The sequence below is a fragment of the Chryseobacterium takakiae genome, assembly GCF_900129385.1.
Taxonomy (GTDB): domain Bacteria; phylum Bacteroidota; class Bacteroidia; order Flavobacteriales; family Weeksellaceae; genus Chryseobacterium; species Chryseobacterium takakiae.
The window spans coordinates 148,214-166,492 of the sequence record NZ_FQVO01000007.1 but is presented as its reverse complement, the minus strand read 5'-3'; the positions used below and the strand labels follow the sequence as shown (position 1 = coordinate 166,492).

12 protein-coding genes are annotated in these 18,279 nt (G+C 37.2%); 10 read left to right on the top strand and 2 right to left on the bottom strand.

Going from position 1 to position 18,279, the window contains the following annotated elements; genetic code table 11:
• Positions 1–154: 154 nt before the first annotated feature.
• The 3 genes from porU (at position 155) to BUA76_RS10830 (ending at position 8,058) form a co-directional block, all read left to right on the top strand.
• The gene (gene porU, locus BUA76_RS10840) at positions 155–4,051 is read left to right on the top strand and encodes a type IX secretion system sortase PorU (protein WP_072884818.1); all 3,897 of its coding nucleotides are present in this window, start codon (positions 155–157) and stop codon (positions 4,049–4,051) included.
• Positions 4,052–4,111: 60 nt separating this feature from the next.
• Positions 4,112–5,275: a type IX secretion system outer membrane channel protein PorV gene (gene porV / locus BUA76_RS10835; RefSeq protein WP_072884817.1), complete on the top strand. Its 1,164-nt coding sequence runs from the start codon at positions 4,112–4,114 to the stop codon at positions 5,273–5,275.
• Between the two features lie 503 nt (positions 5,276–5,778).
• Positions 5,779–8,058, top strand: coding sequence for an FUSC family protein (locus BUA76_RS10830; protein WP_072884816.1), 2,280 nt, complete (start codon positions 5,779–5,781; stop codon positions 8,056–8,058).
• On the opposite strand, the gene BUA76_RS10825 is transcribed toward BUA76_RS10830, so the two are convergent.
• Complete coding sequence (locus BUA76_RS10825; protein ID WP_072884815.1) at positions 8,039–8,653, bottom strand: 4'-phosphopantetheinyl transferase family protein; 615 nt, start codon at positions 8,651–8,653, stop codon at positions 8,039–8,041. The genes BUA76_RS10830 and BUA76_RS10825 overlap by 20 nt on opposite strands.
• A 176-nt stretch (positions 8,654–8,829) precedes the next feature.
• Here BUA76_RS10825 and ahcY point away from each other — a divergent pair, with 176 nt between their 5' ends.
• The 4 genes from ahcY to BUA76_RS10805 all read left to right on the top strand — a co-directional run bounded on the left by ahcY (position 8,830) and on the right by BUA76_RS10805 (position 13,854).
• Positions 8,830–10,146, top strand: a complete 1,317-nt coding sequence (gene ahcY / locus BUA76_RS10820; protein WP_072884814.1) for an adenosylhomocysteinase — start codon at positions 8,830–8,832, stop codon at positions 10,144–10,146.
• A gap of 140 nt (positions 10,147–10,286) precedes the next feature.
• Complete coding sequence (gene yiaA / locus BUA76_RS10815) at positions 10,287–10,679, top strand: inner membrane protein YiaA (protein WP_066435087.1); 393 nt, start codon at positions 10,287–10,289, stop codon at positions 10,677–10,679.
• 220 nt (positions 10,680–10,899) lie between these two features.
• Complete coding sequence (locus BUA76_RS10810) at positions 10,900–12,453, top strand: BspA family leucine-rich repeat surface protein (protein ID WP_143149899.1); 1,554 nt, start codon at positions 10,900–10,902, stop codon at positions 12,451–12,453.
• A gap of 21 nt (positions 12,454–12,474) precedes the next feature.
• Complete coding sequence (locus tag BUA76_RS10805) at positions 12,475–13,854, top strand: BspA family leucine-rich repeat surface protein (protein WP_072884812.1); 1,380 nt, start codon at positions 12,475–12,477, stop codon at positions 13,852–13,854.
• Positions 13,855–13,907: 53 nt separating this feature from the next.
• Here BUA76_RS10805 and purE read toward each other — a convergent pair whose 3' ends face one another.
• Entirely contained in the window at positions 13,908–14,411 is a 504-nt protein-coding gene (gene purE / locus BUA76_RS10800; protein ID WP_072884811.1) for a 5-(carboxyamino)imidazole ribonucleotide mutase, read from the bottom strand.
• Positions 14,412–14,556: 145 nt separating this feature from the next.
• On the opposite strand from purE, the gene BUA76_RS10795 reads away from it, so the two are divergent.
• The 3 genes from BUA76_RS10795 (at position 14,557) to BUA76_RS10785 (ending at position 18,253) form a co-directional block, all read left to right on the top strand.
• Entirely contained in the window at positions 14,557–15,465 is a 909-nt protein-coding gene (locus BUA76_RS10795; RefSeq protein WP_072884810.1) for a DMT family transporter, read from the top strand.
• 94 nt (positions 15,466–15,559) lie between these two features.
• A complete protein-coding gene (locus tag BUA76_RS10790) occupies positions 15,560–16,123 on the top strand; it encodes a hypothetical protein (RefSeq protein ID WP_072884809.1) in 564 nt (187 codons plus the stop codon).
• Positions 16,124–16,129: 6 nt separating this feature from the next.
• Entirely contained in the window at positions 16,130–18,253 is a 2,124-nt protein-coding gene (locus BUA76_RS10785; protein ID WP_072884808.1) for a cation:proton antiporter, read from the top strand.
• The last annotated feature ends 26 nt before the right edge of the window (positions 18,254–18,279 follow it).

Below are 18,279 nucleotides of genomic sequence, written 5' to 3'. Positions count from 1 at the left end.
AATATTTTCAAAGTACAAAGAAAAAATAAATTATTCAATAAATCAAGTAAAGAGTTGATTTTTTTGAAAAACGTTAACAAATTAATTTTATTGTATCACAATTTAATTATAAAATTTTCATTTATTTTGTAATTCAGAAATTTCAACAATAAATATGAAACAAAAAATTTCGCTTTTATTTTTATTAGGCTTCGTATCAACACTCTGGGCTCAGAGGATCTCCATAGAATGGGACGGCTCTAAAATCCGGGATTATGGTGATACCAAACTCAATCTTCCCAATTTTAAAAATCAGGGATTTTCATTCAGCCAAAATAACATTTTTATAACAACCAGACAACAGGTTGGCGAAAAGCAGTTAAAAGTTTCCAATCCTGTGTGGGAAACTATCCCTGCAAAAGATTTATATGAGATAAGCAAAGATCTTCTCCCTGAATATGAAATTAAAGATGTTGCTTATTATAATTCTGAAGGTGAACGCTTTGCAAATATTAACGTCGCTTTATTTAAAAGAGAAAAAGGACAGGTAAAACGCTTGTCTTCATTTGAAATTTCAGAAACAAATGCCTCCAACAACCTTGGAAGCACTTTAAAAGTTGGAACCACTGCAAACCCATTATCAACCGGAAATTTTTATAAGATTAAGGTTGATAAATCCGGGATTTTTAAAATTACGAAACAGTTTCTGCAGGATAACGGGATCAATCCTTCTTCTGTAAATCCTAAAAACTTCAGAATCTACGGAAATGGAGGCATCATGCTTCCTGAATTCAATCAGGATGTGAAATACAGCGCGCTTCAGGAAAATGCAATCCAGGTTGTGGGAGAAGATGACGGTGTATGGCATGACAGTGATTATGCATTGTTCTATGCACAGGGACCGGATGGATATAATCTTTACAACACTTCCAACGGAAACGGATTTAAAAGAAAAGATACCAGAAGTGACAGAAGTGAGAATGTGAAAAACATTTATGAAGATTATTCTTATTACTATATCAATTTTGACAAAGGTCCGGGGAAAAGAATTCAGACAGTGGATGTCAACCTGCCTGCTACCCCGCTGATTACAAGATTTGATAACTACCAGGTTATCAATAAAGATCAGAAAAACCTGATGAAAGTAGGAAGATTGTGGGTGGAAGACACCCCGTTTACAACGGATAAAGCAGTAACCTTTACTACGGCATCAGCCATTCAGGGTGGTGATGAAATACGGTACAGAGTACAGGTAATAGGATACAAATCACAGCAAAACAGTATATCATTTGATATTAATACACAAAATCCTCTAAACACGGTTATTCCATCTGCAAACTCCGGAGGAACGAATGAATTTTTCCCATTGAGATATTCCGGAATAATAACAGGATTGAGCGGAAATCAGATTACATTTAACCTAAAACCAAATATTACAGTTAATCCCAACGGAAATTTTTATGTAGATTATCTCGAAGTACAATATAAGGATAACCTTAGCTTCAACGGTACACAAATGAATTTCAGGGATTTCTCACTCGTAAGCGGGAGCAATACGACCTATGGTTTCAGCTTATCCAATGCCTCTTCCGCAGAGCAGATCTGGGATGTTACAGACGTTACCAATGCCAACAGAAGAGTCAATAAAGCGGCAGGAAATACAACATTTAATTTTGCTTATACGGCAGCAGACCAGAATTTTAATAATGAATTTGTAGCTTTTAAAGCAGATGCAGCCTATTCTCCACAATTTGTAGGACGTATCAATAACCAGAATCTTTCCGCACTTCAGAATATAGATTATCTGATCATTACCATTCCGGAAATGATGGGACAGGCGCAGAGACTTGCCAACTATCATCAGACCAAAAACAATTATAATGTACAGATTGTTGATACAGACAAAATATATAACGAATTCGGAAGCGGAAGCAGAGATCTTACGGCAATAAGGGACTTTGTGACAAAACTGAATACACCTTTAGGAACCTTAAAATATGTATTTGTTTTAGGAGATACTTCCTATGATTTTAAGAACAGAATCTCCAATAATTCAAATGTTGTGACCAGTTATCAAAGCGAAGAATCTGCAGATGTGATAAGATCATTTGTTACAGATGATTATATTGTAATGACAAAGCCACAAACAACCGAATTTATTACCAATAACCTTCCAGATCTTCCTGTTGGAAGACTTCCTGCTGCGAATGTAACGGAAGCGGCCAATATGATGGATAAGACGCTGGCTTATTACAACAGCTTATCGGGACAGTCTACTCCGTTCGGAGAATGGAAAATGAAGCTTGATTTTATTGTAGATGATGATAATGACGGTGGAACACCTTTCCATACGGTCATGAATAATTCTTTAGTAACAGTCTTCGAACAGCCTACATCCGTACTTAAAGAATACAATGTAAGAAAGTTGTATCTGGATGCTTTTCAGGCACAGAGTACCGCGGGCGGACAAAGATACCCTCAGGTAAATCAGGCTATTTCAAATGACATAGGAAACAGTCTGTATATGTTCTATTTCGGACATGGAGGAATCAACGGATGGGCACAGGAAAGAGTTTTAACGTTATCTGAAATTCAGAATGCCAACAATTTTTCTAATGTATACAGCAGATTCCCTTTTGTGTCAACCATTACCTGTGAGTTTACGCTTTGGGATGAGCCTGATACCTCTTCTGCAGGGGAGCAGTTTCTTAAAATGAAACAGGGCGGCCCTGCATCAATGATTACTTCAAGCCGGGCTATTGATGTAGGATACGGAGTGGATTTTACCAATCTGTACACCCAGAATATTTTTAAGCTGAATAATGATGATTTTCAGACACTCGGAGTTGCACACCTGAACGCCAAAAAGCAAAAAGGTTCAGCAACAGACCACCTGAAAGTTAATTTTCTGGGAGATCCTGCGATGAAACTTAGCAGACCACAACGATTACTTGTCATTGATAATATTGACACACCGGTTCCGGGACTTATCAGAGGTTTGGATTTTGTTAAAGTAACAGGGCACATTAATAATCCGAACGGAACCATTAATACAAATTTTAACGGACGTGTGGTCATTAATATTTTTGATAAAAGATTAAATAAAACCACGTTGAATAATGATGGCGGTCTAACTCCTGTTCTACAATATACAGAAGAAGGTAGCGCCATTGTAAAAGCTTCGGGAACTGCTGTAAACGGAGTTTTCACGGTAGAGTTTTATGTACCTAAAGATATTAATTACGCTGTGGGACAAGGAAGAATTCTTGGATATGCAGATAATAAAGCAAGCGATGTATTCAATAATCAGGCAGTACAGGTTGGAGATATCAATCCGAACGGAATCAACGACAATGAGCCGCCGAAAGTGAAGCTTTATATGAACAATACCAACTTTGCCGATGGTGGCATTACAGATCAGAATCCAATGCTGCTTGCATGTATTACGGATGATACGGGAATTAATTCTACGGGATCTGGTATCGGTCACGATATTACTGTATATTTGGACGGCCAAATTATAAACACCGTTGTATTAAATGATTTTTTTGCTTCCGGAGAAGGAAATGGATGCCTGAATCCAAGTCTGGCAGACTATCAGAAAGGGAATGTAACTTATCCTTTCAGGAATCTTTCCACAGGGCAGCATCAACTGACATTTAAAGTTTGGGATATAAACAATAATTCTACAACTGCAACGTTAAATTTTGAAGTTAAGGATGAAGCAGACCAGCATCTGGTGATTAACAGACCGTTAAACTGGCCGAATCCTTTTACCAACAAGACGTATATTCATTTTGAGCATAATTGTGATGATATATTGGATGTGAATGTTCAGATTTATACCATTACCGGAAAACTGGTAAGAACTTTATCTCAGCCGGTAGTTGCAGAACCGTTCCTGCAGGGCTTTAGAACGCCGCGTCAGGCTATCGAATGGGATGGAAGAGATGATTTTGGTGCCACAGTAGCAAAAGGTACGTATATTTTTAAGATATTTGCAAAAAGTCAAAATCAAGAAAAATGCAAAGGAAGTGCTACAGCTGTAGAAAAAATGGTACTTTTGAAATAATTTTAAAACAATAACAATAATAATATCAACAAAAAACTGATAATATATAAAAGACAACATATGAATTTAACTACTAAACTGCTTTTAGGAATTGGGTTAAGTGCTGGCTTTTTAGGCTATTCTCAAGATTTAAGCCTTGTAAGACCTGTATTAACCGGAGCTCCTTTCTTAAGAATCGCGCCAGATGCAAGAGCTGGAGGTATGGGGGATCAGGGTGTCGTTACCTCTCCGGATGCTTTTTCTCAATTCTGGAATGCCGCAAAATATCCTTTCAGCAGAACAAGTTCTTCCGTGGGATTAAATTACACTCCTTACATGGGAAAACTTACCAATGATGTGTTTTTATTATATGGAGCGTTCCATAAATTTTTAGGGCAGGAAGAGCGATCTACCATTTCAGCAAGTATTTATTACTTTAATATGGGTGAAGTGGATCTTACTCAGTTAGTAGGAAATGAAGTAACTTCATTGGGAACTTCCAAGCCAAACGAATTCTCCATCGACGTAGCGTATGGCCTTAAACTTTCAGATTCTTACTCCATGGCTGTTACCGGTAGATTCATCCGTTCAGACTTGGCCGGAGGATTTAATACGGATACAACATTAAAGCCTGCTAATTCCTTTGCAGTAGACGTTTCAGGATACTATACTTCTCCAAGATTTTCAAGTTTCGGAGGTATGGACGGAAAAGTTAATGCCGGTTTTGCGGTACAGAATCTTGGTCCCAAATTAGATTATACCGGAAACGAAGAGTCAAGATCTTATCTTCCTACCATGGCAAGATTAGGGGTTGGCTACGACATGTACCTTGATGATATGAACAGAGTGGGCATCAGCTTTGAAGGGTCCAAAATTTTGGTTCCCGGTTCAGAATATGTAGGAACTGATCCTAATACAAGACAGCCGATCTATGAAGTTCCAAACGTTGGCGTAATGGCGGGTATCGGAAAATCCTTTAAAAATCCCAACTCTATCATGATGAGTGGAGCTCTGGAATATTCTTATGACAACGCATTCTCTGTAAGAACAGGTTATTTCCATGAAAGTGAAGAGCAGGGAGCAAGACAGTTTGCTACAGCAGGTATCGGATTAAAATACCGTTCTTTCGGTCTGGACATCTCGTATCTGATCAATGTATCCAAAATCAATACGGCATTGGATAATACCCTACGTTTCGGATTAACCTGGAATATCGGTGAAGAAACATCAAATGTAGATTATTAAGAAATTTTACATACAAACTCAAAAAGTCTCATATATTATGGGACTTTTTTTATTTTCCGGAGCTTGTTAACTTCGTCGGATTGTATCTATTATGTTTTTTTAGGAGCAATTTTCCCGCTCTCCGCACTCGCTATTTTTCGGTTTCGGGCGGCGCGGCGTAGCCGCGCCGCCCGAAACCGAAAAATGAGCTCATACAATTGCTGCGATCGGGGCTATATTTCAGGACTGATGACTTCGAGATCCTCAGCAACCATTGAAAATTCTGACTTTCTTAGCCAACGATGAGGATTAAAATGTTGAAAACTGTAAATTCTCTAGTTTTTCATAGGTTACATTTCTTAAAAATTTATTCAGATGGTTTAGAATTTGATACTGAATTTCTGTGTATAATAGTAGCATATTGATAATGCTTACATGTCATGTAGTTATAAATCATTAAAAAAGTTCATATTTACCTAACCAACTAAAACCTGCAATTCACATTTAACTCTTATTTTTGTAGTATGAACTATTCTGCGGAACTCAAAAAATTTGTTACCAGTCAATATGTATATTCTGCTATCAGAATTACGCTGGCTACTGTGCTTCCGTGTCTTGTTCTTGCTCATTTCGGCATTCTTAAAGAATACTTTCTCTTCCCTCTCGGAACAAGCTTTGTAGCACTTACAGATCAGCCGGGGCCTTTTATAAGGAGAAGAAATGCATTAACATTTGCCATCATTTGCTTCGTATTTGTAGCATTGATAGCAAGTCTTGTGATGAGTATCAAAATTCTGGTTTTTGCAGAAATCATCGTTTTCGGAATGTTCTTTTCGCTTATTGGCGTATACGGACAGAGACTTGCGGCAGTCGGTTCATTATCACTGGTTGTTCTTGCCATCTTTATTGACGGACATTTAACCGGCGCTAATATTCTAAAAAGCCTTTTGATTTTTGCATCAGGATGCATTTGGTTTTTGCTGATATTTTTAATCGTAACAACCATTCAGCCCTATAAGCTGGCAAGCCAGATGATCGGGGAAAACTATCTTCAACTGGCAGAGTTTTTAAAAATCAAAGCCAATTATTATCAGAAAAACCCGGATTTCGATAAACTGACAACGCAGGTCATCGCCAAGCAGATCGAAATAAAAAATCTTCAGGAAGAAACCCGTGAAACTGTTTTCAAAACAAGAACCATTGTTAACGAATCCACTACGACGAGCCGGCTGTTAATGCTGATGTTCCTTAATTCGATGGATCTTCATGAAAAGCTGATGACTTCGGAAAGTGATTATCAGAAATTGCAGCAGAGTTTTGAAGACACCACGATTTTAGTAAAAATTCATGATTACCTCAACCTCCTTTCCGAGGAGATTACCAATATAGGAATATCACTTCAGATTGGCACGAGGGCGAGACCCATTTCTAATCTTGAAGAAGAATTGAAATATCTGAATAATGACTATTTTGAACTGAGAAACAAGCGTATTTCCCCTGAAAACTTTGAGAATTTTATGGTGCTCAGACAGATCCTGATGCGTATTAATGAAATCACCAAAGAGATCAATGAAATTTATAAGGTCTTTTCTCAGAACGTTAAACTGGCCAAGAGCCTCTCCACAGGATTGGACCTCAAAAAATTCATGCCTAATGAAGAAAAACTCAATATTAAAGTTTTAAAGAATAATATTTCATTCTCTTCATCCCATTTCAGACATGCCCTTCGGATTACCATTGCTTTGTTGATCGGATATCTGTTTTCTCTCTTTCAGTTTTTAGGAATCGGGCATACCTACTGGATTTTGATTACTATAGTGGCGATCTTAAAACCGGCCTACTCTATTACCAAGAAAAGAAATCTATTAAGATTGTATGGAACTATTGCCGGTGCGATAATTGCTTACGCAATTTTACATTATATTCAGATTAATGAGCTGCTTTTTACCATTCTTCTGTTAAGCATGATCATGTGTTTCAGCTTTCTGAAAGGCAAATATTTCTGGGCTGTTTTGTTCATGACGATCTATGTTTTTCTGAGCTTTAATTTCCTCAGTCCGGGCAATGTCAACATTATTTTCAGAGACAGAATTGTTGATACTATAGTTGCGGCCGTGATTACATCATTGGTGGCTTACGTTGTACTTCCGGTATGGGAACATACCCAGAATCTGGATTTAATGAAAAAATCCGCAGAATGCAACCTGATTTATTTCCGGAGCGTAATCTCAAAATTTCTTGAAGAAGGTTTTGATGTTCAGGATTATAAAGTAAAGCGGAAAAATGCGATTATTTCGCTCGCCAATCTCTCTGATAATTTCCAGAGGATGATTTCAGAACCCAAAAATCAGCAGAAAAAACTGGAAGTTGTCCATCAGTTTGTTGCTACCTCCCATCTTATAACAGCCTATACAGCATCGCTTTCACAATATGTAAAGGATGATGAAAAATATCCTGAAATAGATGCAGGAGGCTGGAGCCGTAAAATTGAAGCAGAAATGCAGAAAGTCTGCAACCTTTTAAATGGCAATAAAATAACGGAGACCCTGAATATGGAGAGTAGAATAGAACCGGAAGATTCTTCTCTTGATGATCTGATTATGAAAAGAAAAACACAGCTTATAGAAAATGAAACCTATGACCTGAGAGACCCCGATAAGATCTCGCATCTTACAGAACTTAAAAATATTCATGACATTCTTGAATTGATTTTTGATGTTGCCAAAGAGCAGCGAAAAGTAATTGAGAAATATCAGAATGAGACCGAAAGTAAAACGCAGAAGGTTATTCCTCAACAATCGTAAAACAATATTCATCGAAAAATTCTACCCTGGCTTTAAATTCATCAGACATGGTATCATCATGCACCCGGCATTTGATATTATGGAGATGCTTCAGTTCAAAAGGTTTTACTTCATAATGCTTTTTTAGTGACCAGTGCTTGGAATGATGGATTTTATACATGCTTTCCTTCACGCTCCAGATAATGGTGTAAAACGTTACTTCATTATCAAAAGGAATGAATCCTCTTTCATTTTCATAGGTGAATTTATCAATTACCCTGAGAATTTTAGGATTAAATTTCTCAATATCAATTCCTATCTTATTTTTAGAAATAGCTATTGCTGCAAAAGGAAAAGAATGGGTGATGGAGATTTCGGCATCCTTCGGAGAAAGAAACGGCTCTCTTTCATTATATAAAATTTTCGAGTTTGGCTTAAGACCTTTAAGTAGTTTGCGGACCATTAAAACTTCGAGCAGCTTCTTGGGATGGTAGTCTTTTACTTTCTCTGCATTTTCAGGTTCCAGAAGTTTATGAATATCAAGATCCTCCGTTTCATCATATTTCCATACGAGAATTGTAGCATTGTCATCAGAAAAGTCGCGGTAAAGTGGCATTTATTAATTTATTGGTGTAAAATTAATGAAAATTTCTACGCTGGAATATCCTGTGATGAATTTCAAAATTAATATGATATTTAACACTTATCTTAAGTTCGGAAGATGTGGTTTTTATATCTTAATTATTAGTTGTATTTTTGCATATTATTGAATTTAAACTTATTCATTTGCATATGAGTACTACAACACAATATCTTCCTTACAAAGTTAAGGATATCTCCCTGGCAGAATGGGGAAGAAAAGAAATTAATCTTGCAGAGGCTGAAATGCCTGGTCTTATGGCCATCCGTGAAGAATACGGACCTTCTCAGCCGTTAAAAGGAGCAAGAATTGCAGGATGTCTTCACATGACCATTCAGACAGCTGTGCTTATTGAGACATTGGTTGCTCTAGGAGCTGAAGTTACCTGGTCTTCTTGTAATATTTTTTCCACTCAGGATCACGCTGCTGCGGCTATTGCTGCTGCCGGAATTCCTGTATACGCATGGAAAGGTATGAATGCAGAAGAATTCGACTGGTGTATTGAACAGACTTTATTTTTCGGCGAAGACAGAAAGCCTTTAAATATGATCCTTGATGATGGTGGAGATTTAACAAACATGGTTTTTGATAAATATCCTGAACTAACCAAAGAAATCAAAGGTCTTTCCGAAGAAACCACAACAGGTGTTCACAGGCTTTACGAAAGAATGAAAAACGGAACTTTGGTAATGCCTGCCATCAATGTAAATGATTCTGTAACCAAATCTAAATTTGATAACAAATACGGATGTAAAGAATCTGCTGTAGATGCTGTAAGAAGAGCAACTGATATCATGCTTGCAGGAAAAAGAGTGGTTGTTTGCGGTTATGGAGACGTTGGAAAAGGTACTGCTGCATCTTTCAGAGGAGCGGGATCAATTGTTACGGTAACAGAAATTGATCCGATCTGTGCGCTTCAGGCTGCTATGGACGGATATGAAGTTAAAAGACTTGATACTGTAGTTGATAATGCAGATATTGTAATCACCACTACAGGTAACTTTAACATTGTAAGAAAAGAACATTTCTTAAAATTAAAGGATAAAGCAATCGTTTGTAACATCGGCCACTTCGATAACGAAATCGATATGGCTTGGCTGAACGAAAACTATGGTCACACAAAATCTGAGGTAAAACCACAGGTTGATATCTATACACTGGAAGAAGGTAAAGAAGTTATTATCCTTGCTGAAGGTAGATTGGTAAACTTAGGATGTGCAACCGGACATCCAAGCTTCGTAATGTCAAATTCTTTCTCAAACCAAACATTGGCTCAGATCGAACTTTGGAATAATTCTGCAGCATACAAAAATGAAGTATATATGCTTCCAAAGCATCTTGATGAAAAAGTAGCCGCCCTTCACCTTAAGAAATTAAGTGTTGAACTGGAAACGCTTTCTCAGGAACAGGCTGATTATATCGGGGTAAATGTTGAAGGACCTTTCAAACCGGAATATTACAGATATTAATAAACTCATCGCTTTATATATAGAACTCTCCTGAAAAGGAGAGTTTTTCTTTTATCATTAAGCAATAAAATTTCAGAAATTAAGTTATAGTTGGCATTCAATTAAAATTAATATCTTTAGCCCTTTAATAAAACAATAACATGAAAAAACAAAATGTATCGACTGCATTTGTGGCAGCGTCCTGGGTCGCTTTAGGGGCAGGAATGATAGGCTTCATCGTTGGACTTGCCAGAGCGGAAATGGAACTTAATGAGAAAGGCTATTATTTCACCATTCTTTTGTACGGGTTATTTGCTGTGGTTTCTTTACAGAAGGCCGTTCGTGACCGACTGGAGAATATTAAAGTAACCGATATTTATTACGGAATCTGCTGGTTTGCCACCCTGTCATCTTTGGTTTTACTGGCAATAGGTCTTTGGAATGCCACCATCCTTCCAAGTGAAAAAGGGTTTTACGCATTTGCTTTCTTGCTGGCTCTTTTTGGCGCGATTGCCGTACAAAAGAATACAAGGGACAATATGATAGAAGATTAATCTGTCTGTTTATTCAATCATCCGATGCTCATCAAATTTGATGAGTATTTTATTTTCATATTATTTTAATTCACAAATTAAAGAATTGATAAAAAAACATTACATTTGCTTTTAATAAAAAATATTTAATAATAAAAATTAGTCAAAATAACAATATTAATTAAATATTTATATTGATAAAAATTACATTTCGTAATTTCTCACACCAAATTATATAACTATGAAAAAATTTTTACTCATTACAATCTGTATTTTCTTCTTTCATATTACAAAAGCACAGAATGAGTTTATCACTATTTGGCAACCTGGCCTTGTTTCAAATCCCAGTGTAACTGTAGACGCTCCTTTTCAGGCAAATTCAAACCAAATCTGGTTTCCCGGGAACGGAGAAAACTATACAATAGAGTGGGAAGAAATTGGTTATCCGCTTCACAACGGAATTATGACCAATGTAACCTCTACGAATCAGGTTTTAATTGATTTCGGAACATCAAGCGGGGATTCTTCCGGTGCAACCTACAGAGTAAAAGTGTCCAACGGAAACGGTGTTTTCAGACAAATAAAATTTGGAACAGCTCAGTTATTTAATGCTGCAGAACTGGTTATACCAATATGGCAAATGTTTGGCAGCGCTGATAAAATAACAGAAATAGAACAATGGGGAGACATCTCATGGATCTCTATGAATTCTGCTTTTACCAATTGCCAATCCATGCAGCTTACTGCAACAGACAGCCCAAACCTTAACGCTGTTACAGATGCATCCTTTATGTTTTTTGGAACTCCGCAATTTACAGGAGCTCCTTCTATGCAAAACTGGAATACTTCTAAAGTTAAAAACTTCAGCTTTATGTTTTCATGCCTTACAAGCACTTCTACTATTCCTCATCAGTTCAATTCACCCTTTATAGGAAACTGGAATACTTCTTCAGCTACAGATATGGGTTATATGCTGGCCGGAAGAGCAGCATTCAATCAAAGTGTAAACAATTGGGATGTTTCAAAAGTTACCAATATGGCCTGGATGTTTGGTCAATGTGTAAGCTTCAATCAGCGATTGGATAATTGGAATACCTCAAGTCTTCAGGATATGCATTTTATGTTTCATATGATTCCCGTATTTAATCAGCCTTTAAATATGTGGAACACAGCAAATGTTACAAATATGGCACACGTATTCCATGGCTGTACCTCATTCAACCAAAATTTAAACTCCTGGAATGTAAGTAACGTTACAACGATAAATACTTTTTTAACAGAGGCATCAAGCTATAATCAGTCATTCGAAAACTGGAATTTAGCATCAGTGAGCGATGCTTCAAGCATGATTGTAAATACTGCTATCGACTGCAACAACTACAGTAAAACACTTGTAGCCTGGGCAAACAATCCCAATACGGCAAACAATGTCAACCTGGGATCTACAATGCCGGCAAAATACGCCTCAAATATTGTTAACGAAAGAGACTTTCTGATTAATAATAAAAACTGGATCATTTCAGGAGACTCAGTTGGAAGCTGTTTTCTGGCAACCTCCGATATTAAGAATACAAAAGCAACTTCAATTTATCCTAATCCCGCGAAAGATAATATCCATACAGAACATCTACATGACGCTGAAAAATTCAGAATTATTGATGCATCCGGAAGGTTACTCAGGGAAGGAAAGATAGAAAATGAAATCATCAACATCAGCACTTTATCAAAAGGAAATTACATTTTACAGATCGTTACAAAAGATAAAGTTCAGGCTTACAAATTCATTAAAGAATAAAATTACCCTTAAATATTACTTATGTTAAAATATATCGTTACTTTATTATGTCTGATTTTTTGTCAAACATTAGAAGCTCAGAATGAGTTTATCACCATCTGGAAACCCAGCAACCAAAGTACAACGGTTTTTTCAGGATCCGGTTCTACGGTTAATCAGATCTGGTTTCCCGGAGCAGGGAACAATTTCAATGTATCTTGGGAAGAGATAGGATTTCCGGCACACAACAATAGTTTTACAGTAACTTCCGCAGATCATTTTCTTATCGATTTCGGAACACCTCTTAATCCGAATCCCGCAGATGCTACTTACAAGGTTAAAATCAGGAATGGTAACGGAAATTTTCATACGATAAAATTTCCAAACACGGCATTCATTTCGCCAAGCCTCAAAATACCTAACATTTTGTCTTTCAATGGAGATACAAAAAAAATATTAGAAGTTTCACAATGGGGAAACATTCAATGGGCAAATATGGAATGGGCATTTTCCGACTGTACAAACTTAGATATAACAGCAACCGACATTCCGGATCTATCATCAGTAACAAGCATGGTAGCGATGTTCAACAAATGTACATCCCTCATAGGAAATCCTTCGTTTAATCTTTGGGACACTTCATCCGTAACCAATATGAGTCATTTATTCGCGAGTGCAGGAAACTTCAACCAACCGATTGGAAACTGGAATGTCTCGAATGTTACCAATATGGACTGGATGTTCCACTATCTTCCAAAATTTAATCAGCCCATAGGAAACTGGAACACTTCAAACGTTACCAGCATGATGCATATGTTGCATATCTGTTCGGAGTTCAACCAGGATATTACAGACTGGAATACCTCAAAAGTTACAGATATGAGGTCCATATTAGAGGAGGCAGTCACATTTAATTACAGCTTAGGAAGATGGAATTTGGGCGTACTTTCTGCAGCCACAAATATGATCGCCAATTCGGGAATGGATTGCGCAAACTACGGAGATACATTGGAAGGATGGGCAAACAATTCCATTACTCCTTCAGGGATTAATTTGAATAGTGTTGCATCGCTTATCTACAGCTCTTCATCATCCGTAATCGCCAGAAATTATTTAATGAACAACAAAGGGTGGCTGTTATCAGGAGATGTTTACAGTGCGGAGTGCGAACAATTGTTATCCACTTCAGAAAACCATTTTAGAGATACAATCGGTATCTATCCAAATCCTGCCACCGACTTTATTCATATAAAAAACTTTGATGCTGAACATTTTTCCATCATTGATATGAGCGGAAGAGTTGTTAAAAGGGGAATTCCGGATAAGGGAAGAATAGACGTTCAAAATTTAGAATCCGGCAACTATATTCTGCAGCTGAAATCTAAAAATGAAACTAAAACCTTCAAATTCATAAGGCAATAAAATCAATCTGGGCTCACGATTTTCGTGGGCCCAGATTGATTTATCATTATCTGTTACTGATCAAAATGATTAGGATGCTGTGCTTTAATATCATCAACCGTTCCCAATACTTTATCTTTCAGGGAATCCTGATATTTCTGAAGATTTTCAGCCACCGACGCGTCTGAGCTTCCTATAATTTTTGCAGCTAAAATTCCGGCATTCAAAGCACCATTCAAAGCAACAGTTGCCACAGGAATTCCGCCCGGCATCTGAAGAATTGACAAGACAGAATCCCATCCGTCAATAGAATTACTTGATAAAATAGGAACTCCAATCACAGGTAATGTTGTACAACTTGCCACCATTCCCGGAAGATGTGCAGCCCCGCCTGCTCCGGCAACAATTACTTTCAGGCCTCTTTCTTTGGCTGTTTTGGCATAATCGAACATTCTTTCCGGCGTTCTGTGTGCGGAAACTACCGTCAGCTCATACGGAATATCCAAAGATTTTAAAAAATTTGCAGCCTGTTCCATGATCGGCAAGTCGCTCTGACTTCCCATAATAATTCCTACCATTCTTCTGTTTATTAGATCCTCAAAGATAAAAAATTAATAAGCTCCATGCAAAAAGGCGCAAAAGTTGTTCCTATCAACGGCATGCGCTGTCTTAAAAGGCATTCAATTTTAAATTAAGTATTTTTGCTAACCATACAACCACATTTTGAAAGATTATAAACTTACGCTCGCAATTCTGACTGTTGCAATTGTCTGGGGAACTACTTTTTTATCCATCCGGGTTGCCGTTGAAACTATCCCAGCATGGTTTGTAGCGGGAATCCGTCAGTTTCTGGCTTCTGTCATCATGCTTATGATACTTTTGTACAGAAGACAGTTCCAGTGGATCGGCTGGAAAAATCTGGGTTATCAGCTTGTTTTTTCATCATTAATGCTGATCGTTGCCAACGGATTAACAACGGTTGCAGAGGAAACACTTACCAGCAGCCTTACTTCTTTAATCAGTGCCACATCACCCATTATCGTATTTCTTGGAAGCGTGTCATTAGGTTTACAGAAGTTTACCTTCAGGGCTCTTATCGGGGTATCATTGTGTTTCGGAGGAATAACATTCATCTTCTGGGACGGCATCCATGATCTTGCGATTCCGGAGTACAGATTTGGGATTTTTCTTCTGTTTTGTGGTATTTTAGGTTGGGCTTCCGGAACTATTTTCACAAAAAAGATGAATATCCAGAGTAAAAATATTTCATTAAACCTTTTTTATCAGTTTGCTTTTGCCGGAATCATTCAGATTATATTCGCTTTTTTATTCACCGAAGATTATAATTTCGGGAACTGGTCACTGAAAAGTGTTTCGGCCATGTTATATTTATCTTTATTTGGTTCCGTAGCCGCTTTTTTTGCTTATCATTATGCCTTAACGAGAGTTTCACCGGTTCAGGTTTCCATCCTGGCGTATGTAAATACCATTATTTCCATATTCTTAAGCTGGCTGCTTCTTAAGGAAGATATTTCTGCTAAATTTATCATTGCCGCAGGTCTGATCATTCTTGGGGTGTTTGTGATCAATTACAATCGGGAAATGTTTAAGAGGCACAAATTGGTTAAATAAAAAGCTTCCGATAAAGATCTACATAAGGATTTGGGCCTTCATAATTTCTTATTTTCCTCATTTTTTATTATATTGTTTAACCCAAAATTACAATATGCTTAAAAACGTACTATTTATTATCATTACGATTTCATTTCTTTTAGTTGCCTGTGACGATAAAAAAAAGGAAACTGATCTTATGATGAGAGAAAAACAGTTGCTGGAAAAAGAAAAACAATTTGCCCAGAAAGAATCTGAATATCAATCACTTTTAAAGATGAGAGACAGCATTTTCTCAAAAAAAGATTCCATAAAAATTACAGTCTGGCCAAAAGAGGTTGCCGGTGCATGGACAGGAAAAGTAATCTGCACAGAATCCAATTGTAACGATTATGTGGTTGGAGATCAGCGTACTGATACCTGGGAATTCGACAGCGATTCTTTGCAGCTTTCCACTAAAATTATCAATAATAACAATTTGGTAAGAATATACTCCGGGAAATTTGAAAACAACGAGATCAAACTCAATTATAAAACAGATTCCACTTCAAAAAAACAGGTAGAAATGAATGTTTTGCTGAATGAAATTTCACCAAACAAAATCAGAGGTACGAGAACAATAGCTGTAGACAACTGTATGGCAAGATTCTCCGTAGAACTTACCCGTTCAACCAAATAAACATTTATGAACTTACTGAGCATACATAATCTGAGTTTCCCCATCGAAGACCCGGTACTAAAGTTTCTGCTTGTGCTGATTATCATTCTGGCAGCTCCCCTTCTTCTGAATAAAATAAAAGTTCCGCATCTTCTGGGCCTCATTATTGCCGGAGCAGTAATTGGTCCGAATGGTTTTAATATTCTGGCAAGGGACAGCAGCATTGTTGTTACCGGAACTACCGGACTTTTATACATTATGTTCCTGGCAGGTCTGGAAATTGATATGGGGGATTTTAAAAAAAATAAATGGAAAAGCCTGGGATATGGCGGATATGCATTTATATTTCCTTTTATTTTAGGATATTTAGGATCTTATTATCTCCTTAGCTTTTCCGTGCTTACCTCCGTTCTTTTTGCCAGTCTGTTTTCCTCACAGACTCTTATTACTTATCCTCTAATCAGTAAAATGGGAATAGCAAAAAACCGGGCAGTAAACATTACAGTTGGCGGAACCATGATTACGGACGTTGCTACTTTATTAGTACTGGCCGTTGTTGTCGGGATGGTTCAGGGTGATGTGGGAACTTCTTTTTGGGTTAAGCTATCTGTTTCCTTTATCGTTTTCGGACTTATCGTACTGATGATTTTCCCTCTGATAGGGCGTTGGTTTTTCAAAAAAATAGACGATAAAATTTCCCAGTATATTTTTGTTCTGGTAATGATTTACTTCGCCGCAGTTTTAGCAGAATTGGCAGGTGTGGAAGCCATTATCGGGGCGTTCTTTGCAGGACTTGCATTAAACAGGCTTATTCCGCATACCTCATCATTAATGAATCGTGTGGAATTTGTGGGAAATGCCATTTTTATCCCGTTTTTTCTCATCAGTGTCGGAATGCTGATTGACTTTAAAGTTTTTTTCAACAGTTTTGAAACGTTAAAGGTTGCTTCTATTATGCTGGTTGCTTCCATTGGCGGTAAATATATTTCTTCCGTTGTAGCACAAAAAACATTCAGGTTTACCAAAGAAGAAGGAAAACTGATTTTCGGATTAAGCTCTGCATCTGCAGCGGCTACACTTGCAACGGTGATGGTAGGTTATAATATTATTCTTTCTGAAACAGAAACCGGAGAACCTGTTCGTTTGCTCAATGAGCATGTTCTTAACGGAAGCATTCTGCTGATCCTTATTTCCTGTACGATTTCCTCCTTTATCTCTATGTCGAGTGCACAAAAAATTGCCGAGCAGGATAACGAAGACACGGTTTCGGGTAAAAACCATGAAGATGAAAATATTCTTTTAGCCTTAAATTATGAAGCCACGGTGGAAAGAATGGTAAATCTTGGAATCATGATTAAAGCACATTCCAATACAGAAGATTTATTTGCGTTAAATGTTATTAATGAAGATAAAAATGAATCATCCGTAAAAAATGCAGAAAAGCTTTTGCATCAGGCAGCCAATATGGCGGCAGCCTCAGACGTAAAAATGCAGACTTTGAAGAGATACGATAATGATGTGGTAAACGGAATCAATAACGTTATTAAAGAACAGAATATTACAGATCTCATCATCGGATTGGAGGATGAAAAAGGGTTCTCCCCTTCTTTCGTGTACAATCTTTACAATGGCTATCTTCAAAACGACGATGTCAATGTACTTGTTTACCACGCCGCGCAACCTTTATCAACCATTAAGAAATACGCCGTCATGATTCCTGAAAATGCTCACAAGGAAGCCGGATTTTTCCATGCGCTTTTAAGAGTATGGAATATTGCCAGAAATTCAGGGGCAACGGTTGTTTTTTATGCCGCAGAAAATATTCTGAACATCCTTCAGAGAATTCTTAAAAAAGCCAATATCGAAGCTGAATTTATCATTATGAAAACCTGGAAAGACGGTGAAGAAACCGCTTCAAAACTTCAGGAGGACGAAGCATTAATTCTTTTTATGGCAAAACGGGGAATGCATTCTTATATTCCAAGAATGAGATTAATTCCGGAATTGCTGAATAAAAGCCTGCCTGATAAAAATTATCTGTTAATCTTTCCTTATTCGGAGTATGATGAAAATAGTCTTGAAAGAAGATCGGTAGGAAACCATGATGATTTCATGGAAATCGGAAATATTATTAAAAAGATTTTTAAATAGAATGCTAAAGCCCTGACAGAGTTTTC

Bases quoted from the DNA above. Each gene is read 5' to 3' on its own strand.
- BUA76_RS10825 (WP_072884815.1), bottom strand. From the start codon at position 8,653: ATGCCACTTTACCGCGACTTTTCTGATGACAATGCTACAATTCTCGTA.
- BUA76_RS10810 (WP_143149899.1), top strand. From the start codon at position 10,900: ATGAAAAAATTTTTACTCATTACAATCTGTATTTTCTTCTTTCATATT.
- BUA76_RS10785 (WP_072884808.1), top strand. From the start codon at position 16,130: ATGAACTTACTGAGCATACATAATCTGAGTTTCCCCATCGAAGACCCG.
- porU (WP_072884818.1), top strand. From the start codon at position 155: ATGAAACAAAAAATTTCGCTTTTATTTTTATTAGGCTTCGTATCAACA.
- purE (WP_072884811.1), bottom strand. From the start codon at position 14,411: ATGGTAGGAATTATTATGGGAAGTCAGAGCGACTTGCCGATCATGGAA.
- BUA76_RS10790 (WP_072884809.1), top strand. From the start codon at position 15,560: ATGCTTAAAAACGTACTATTTATTATCATTACGATTTCATTTCTTTTA.
- BUA76_RS10805 (WP_072884812.1), top strand. From the start codon at position 12,475: ATGTTAAAATATATCGTTACTTTATTATGTCTGATTTTTTGTCAAACA.
- yiaA (WP_066435087.1), top strand. From the start codon at position 10,287: ATGAAAAAACAAAATGTATCGACTGCATTTGTGGCAGCGTCCTGGGTC.
- ahcY (WP_072884814.1), top strand. From the start codon at position 8,830: ATGAGTACTACAACACAATATCTTCCTTACAAAGTTAAGGATATCTCC.
- porV (WP_072884817.1), top strand. From the start codon at position 4,112: ATGAATTTAACTACTAAACTGCTTTTAGGAATTGGGTTAAGTGCTGGC.
- BUA76_RS10830 (WP_072884816.1), top strand. From the start codon at position 5,779: ATGAACTATTCTGCGGAACTCAAAAAATTTGTTACCAGTCAATATGTA.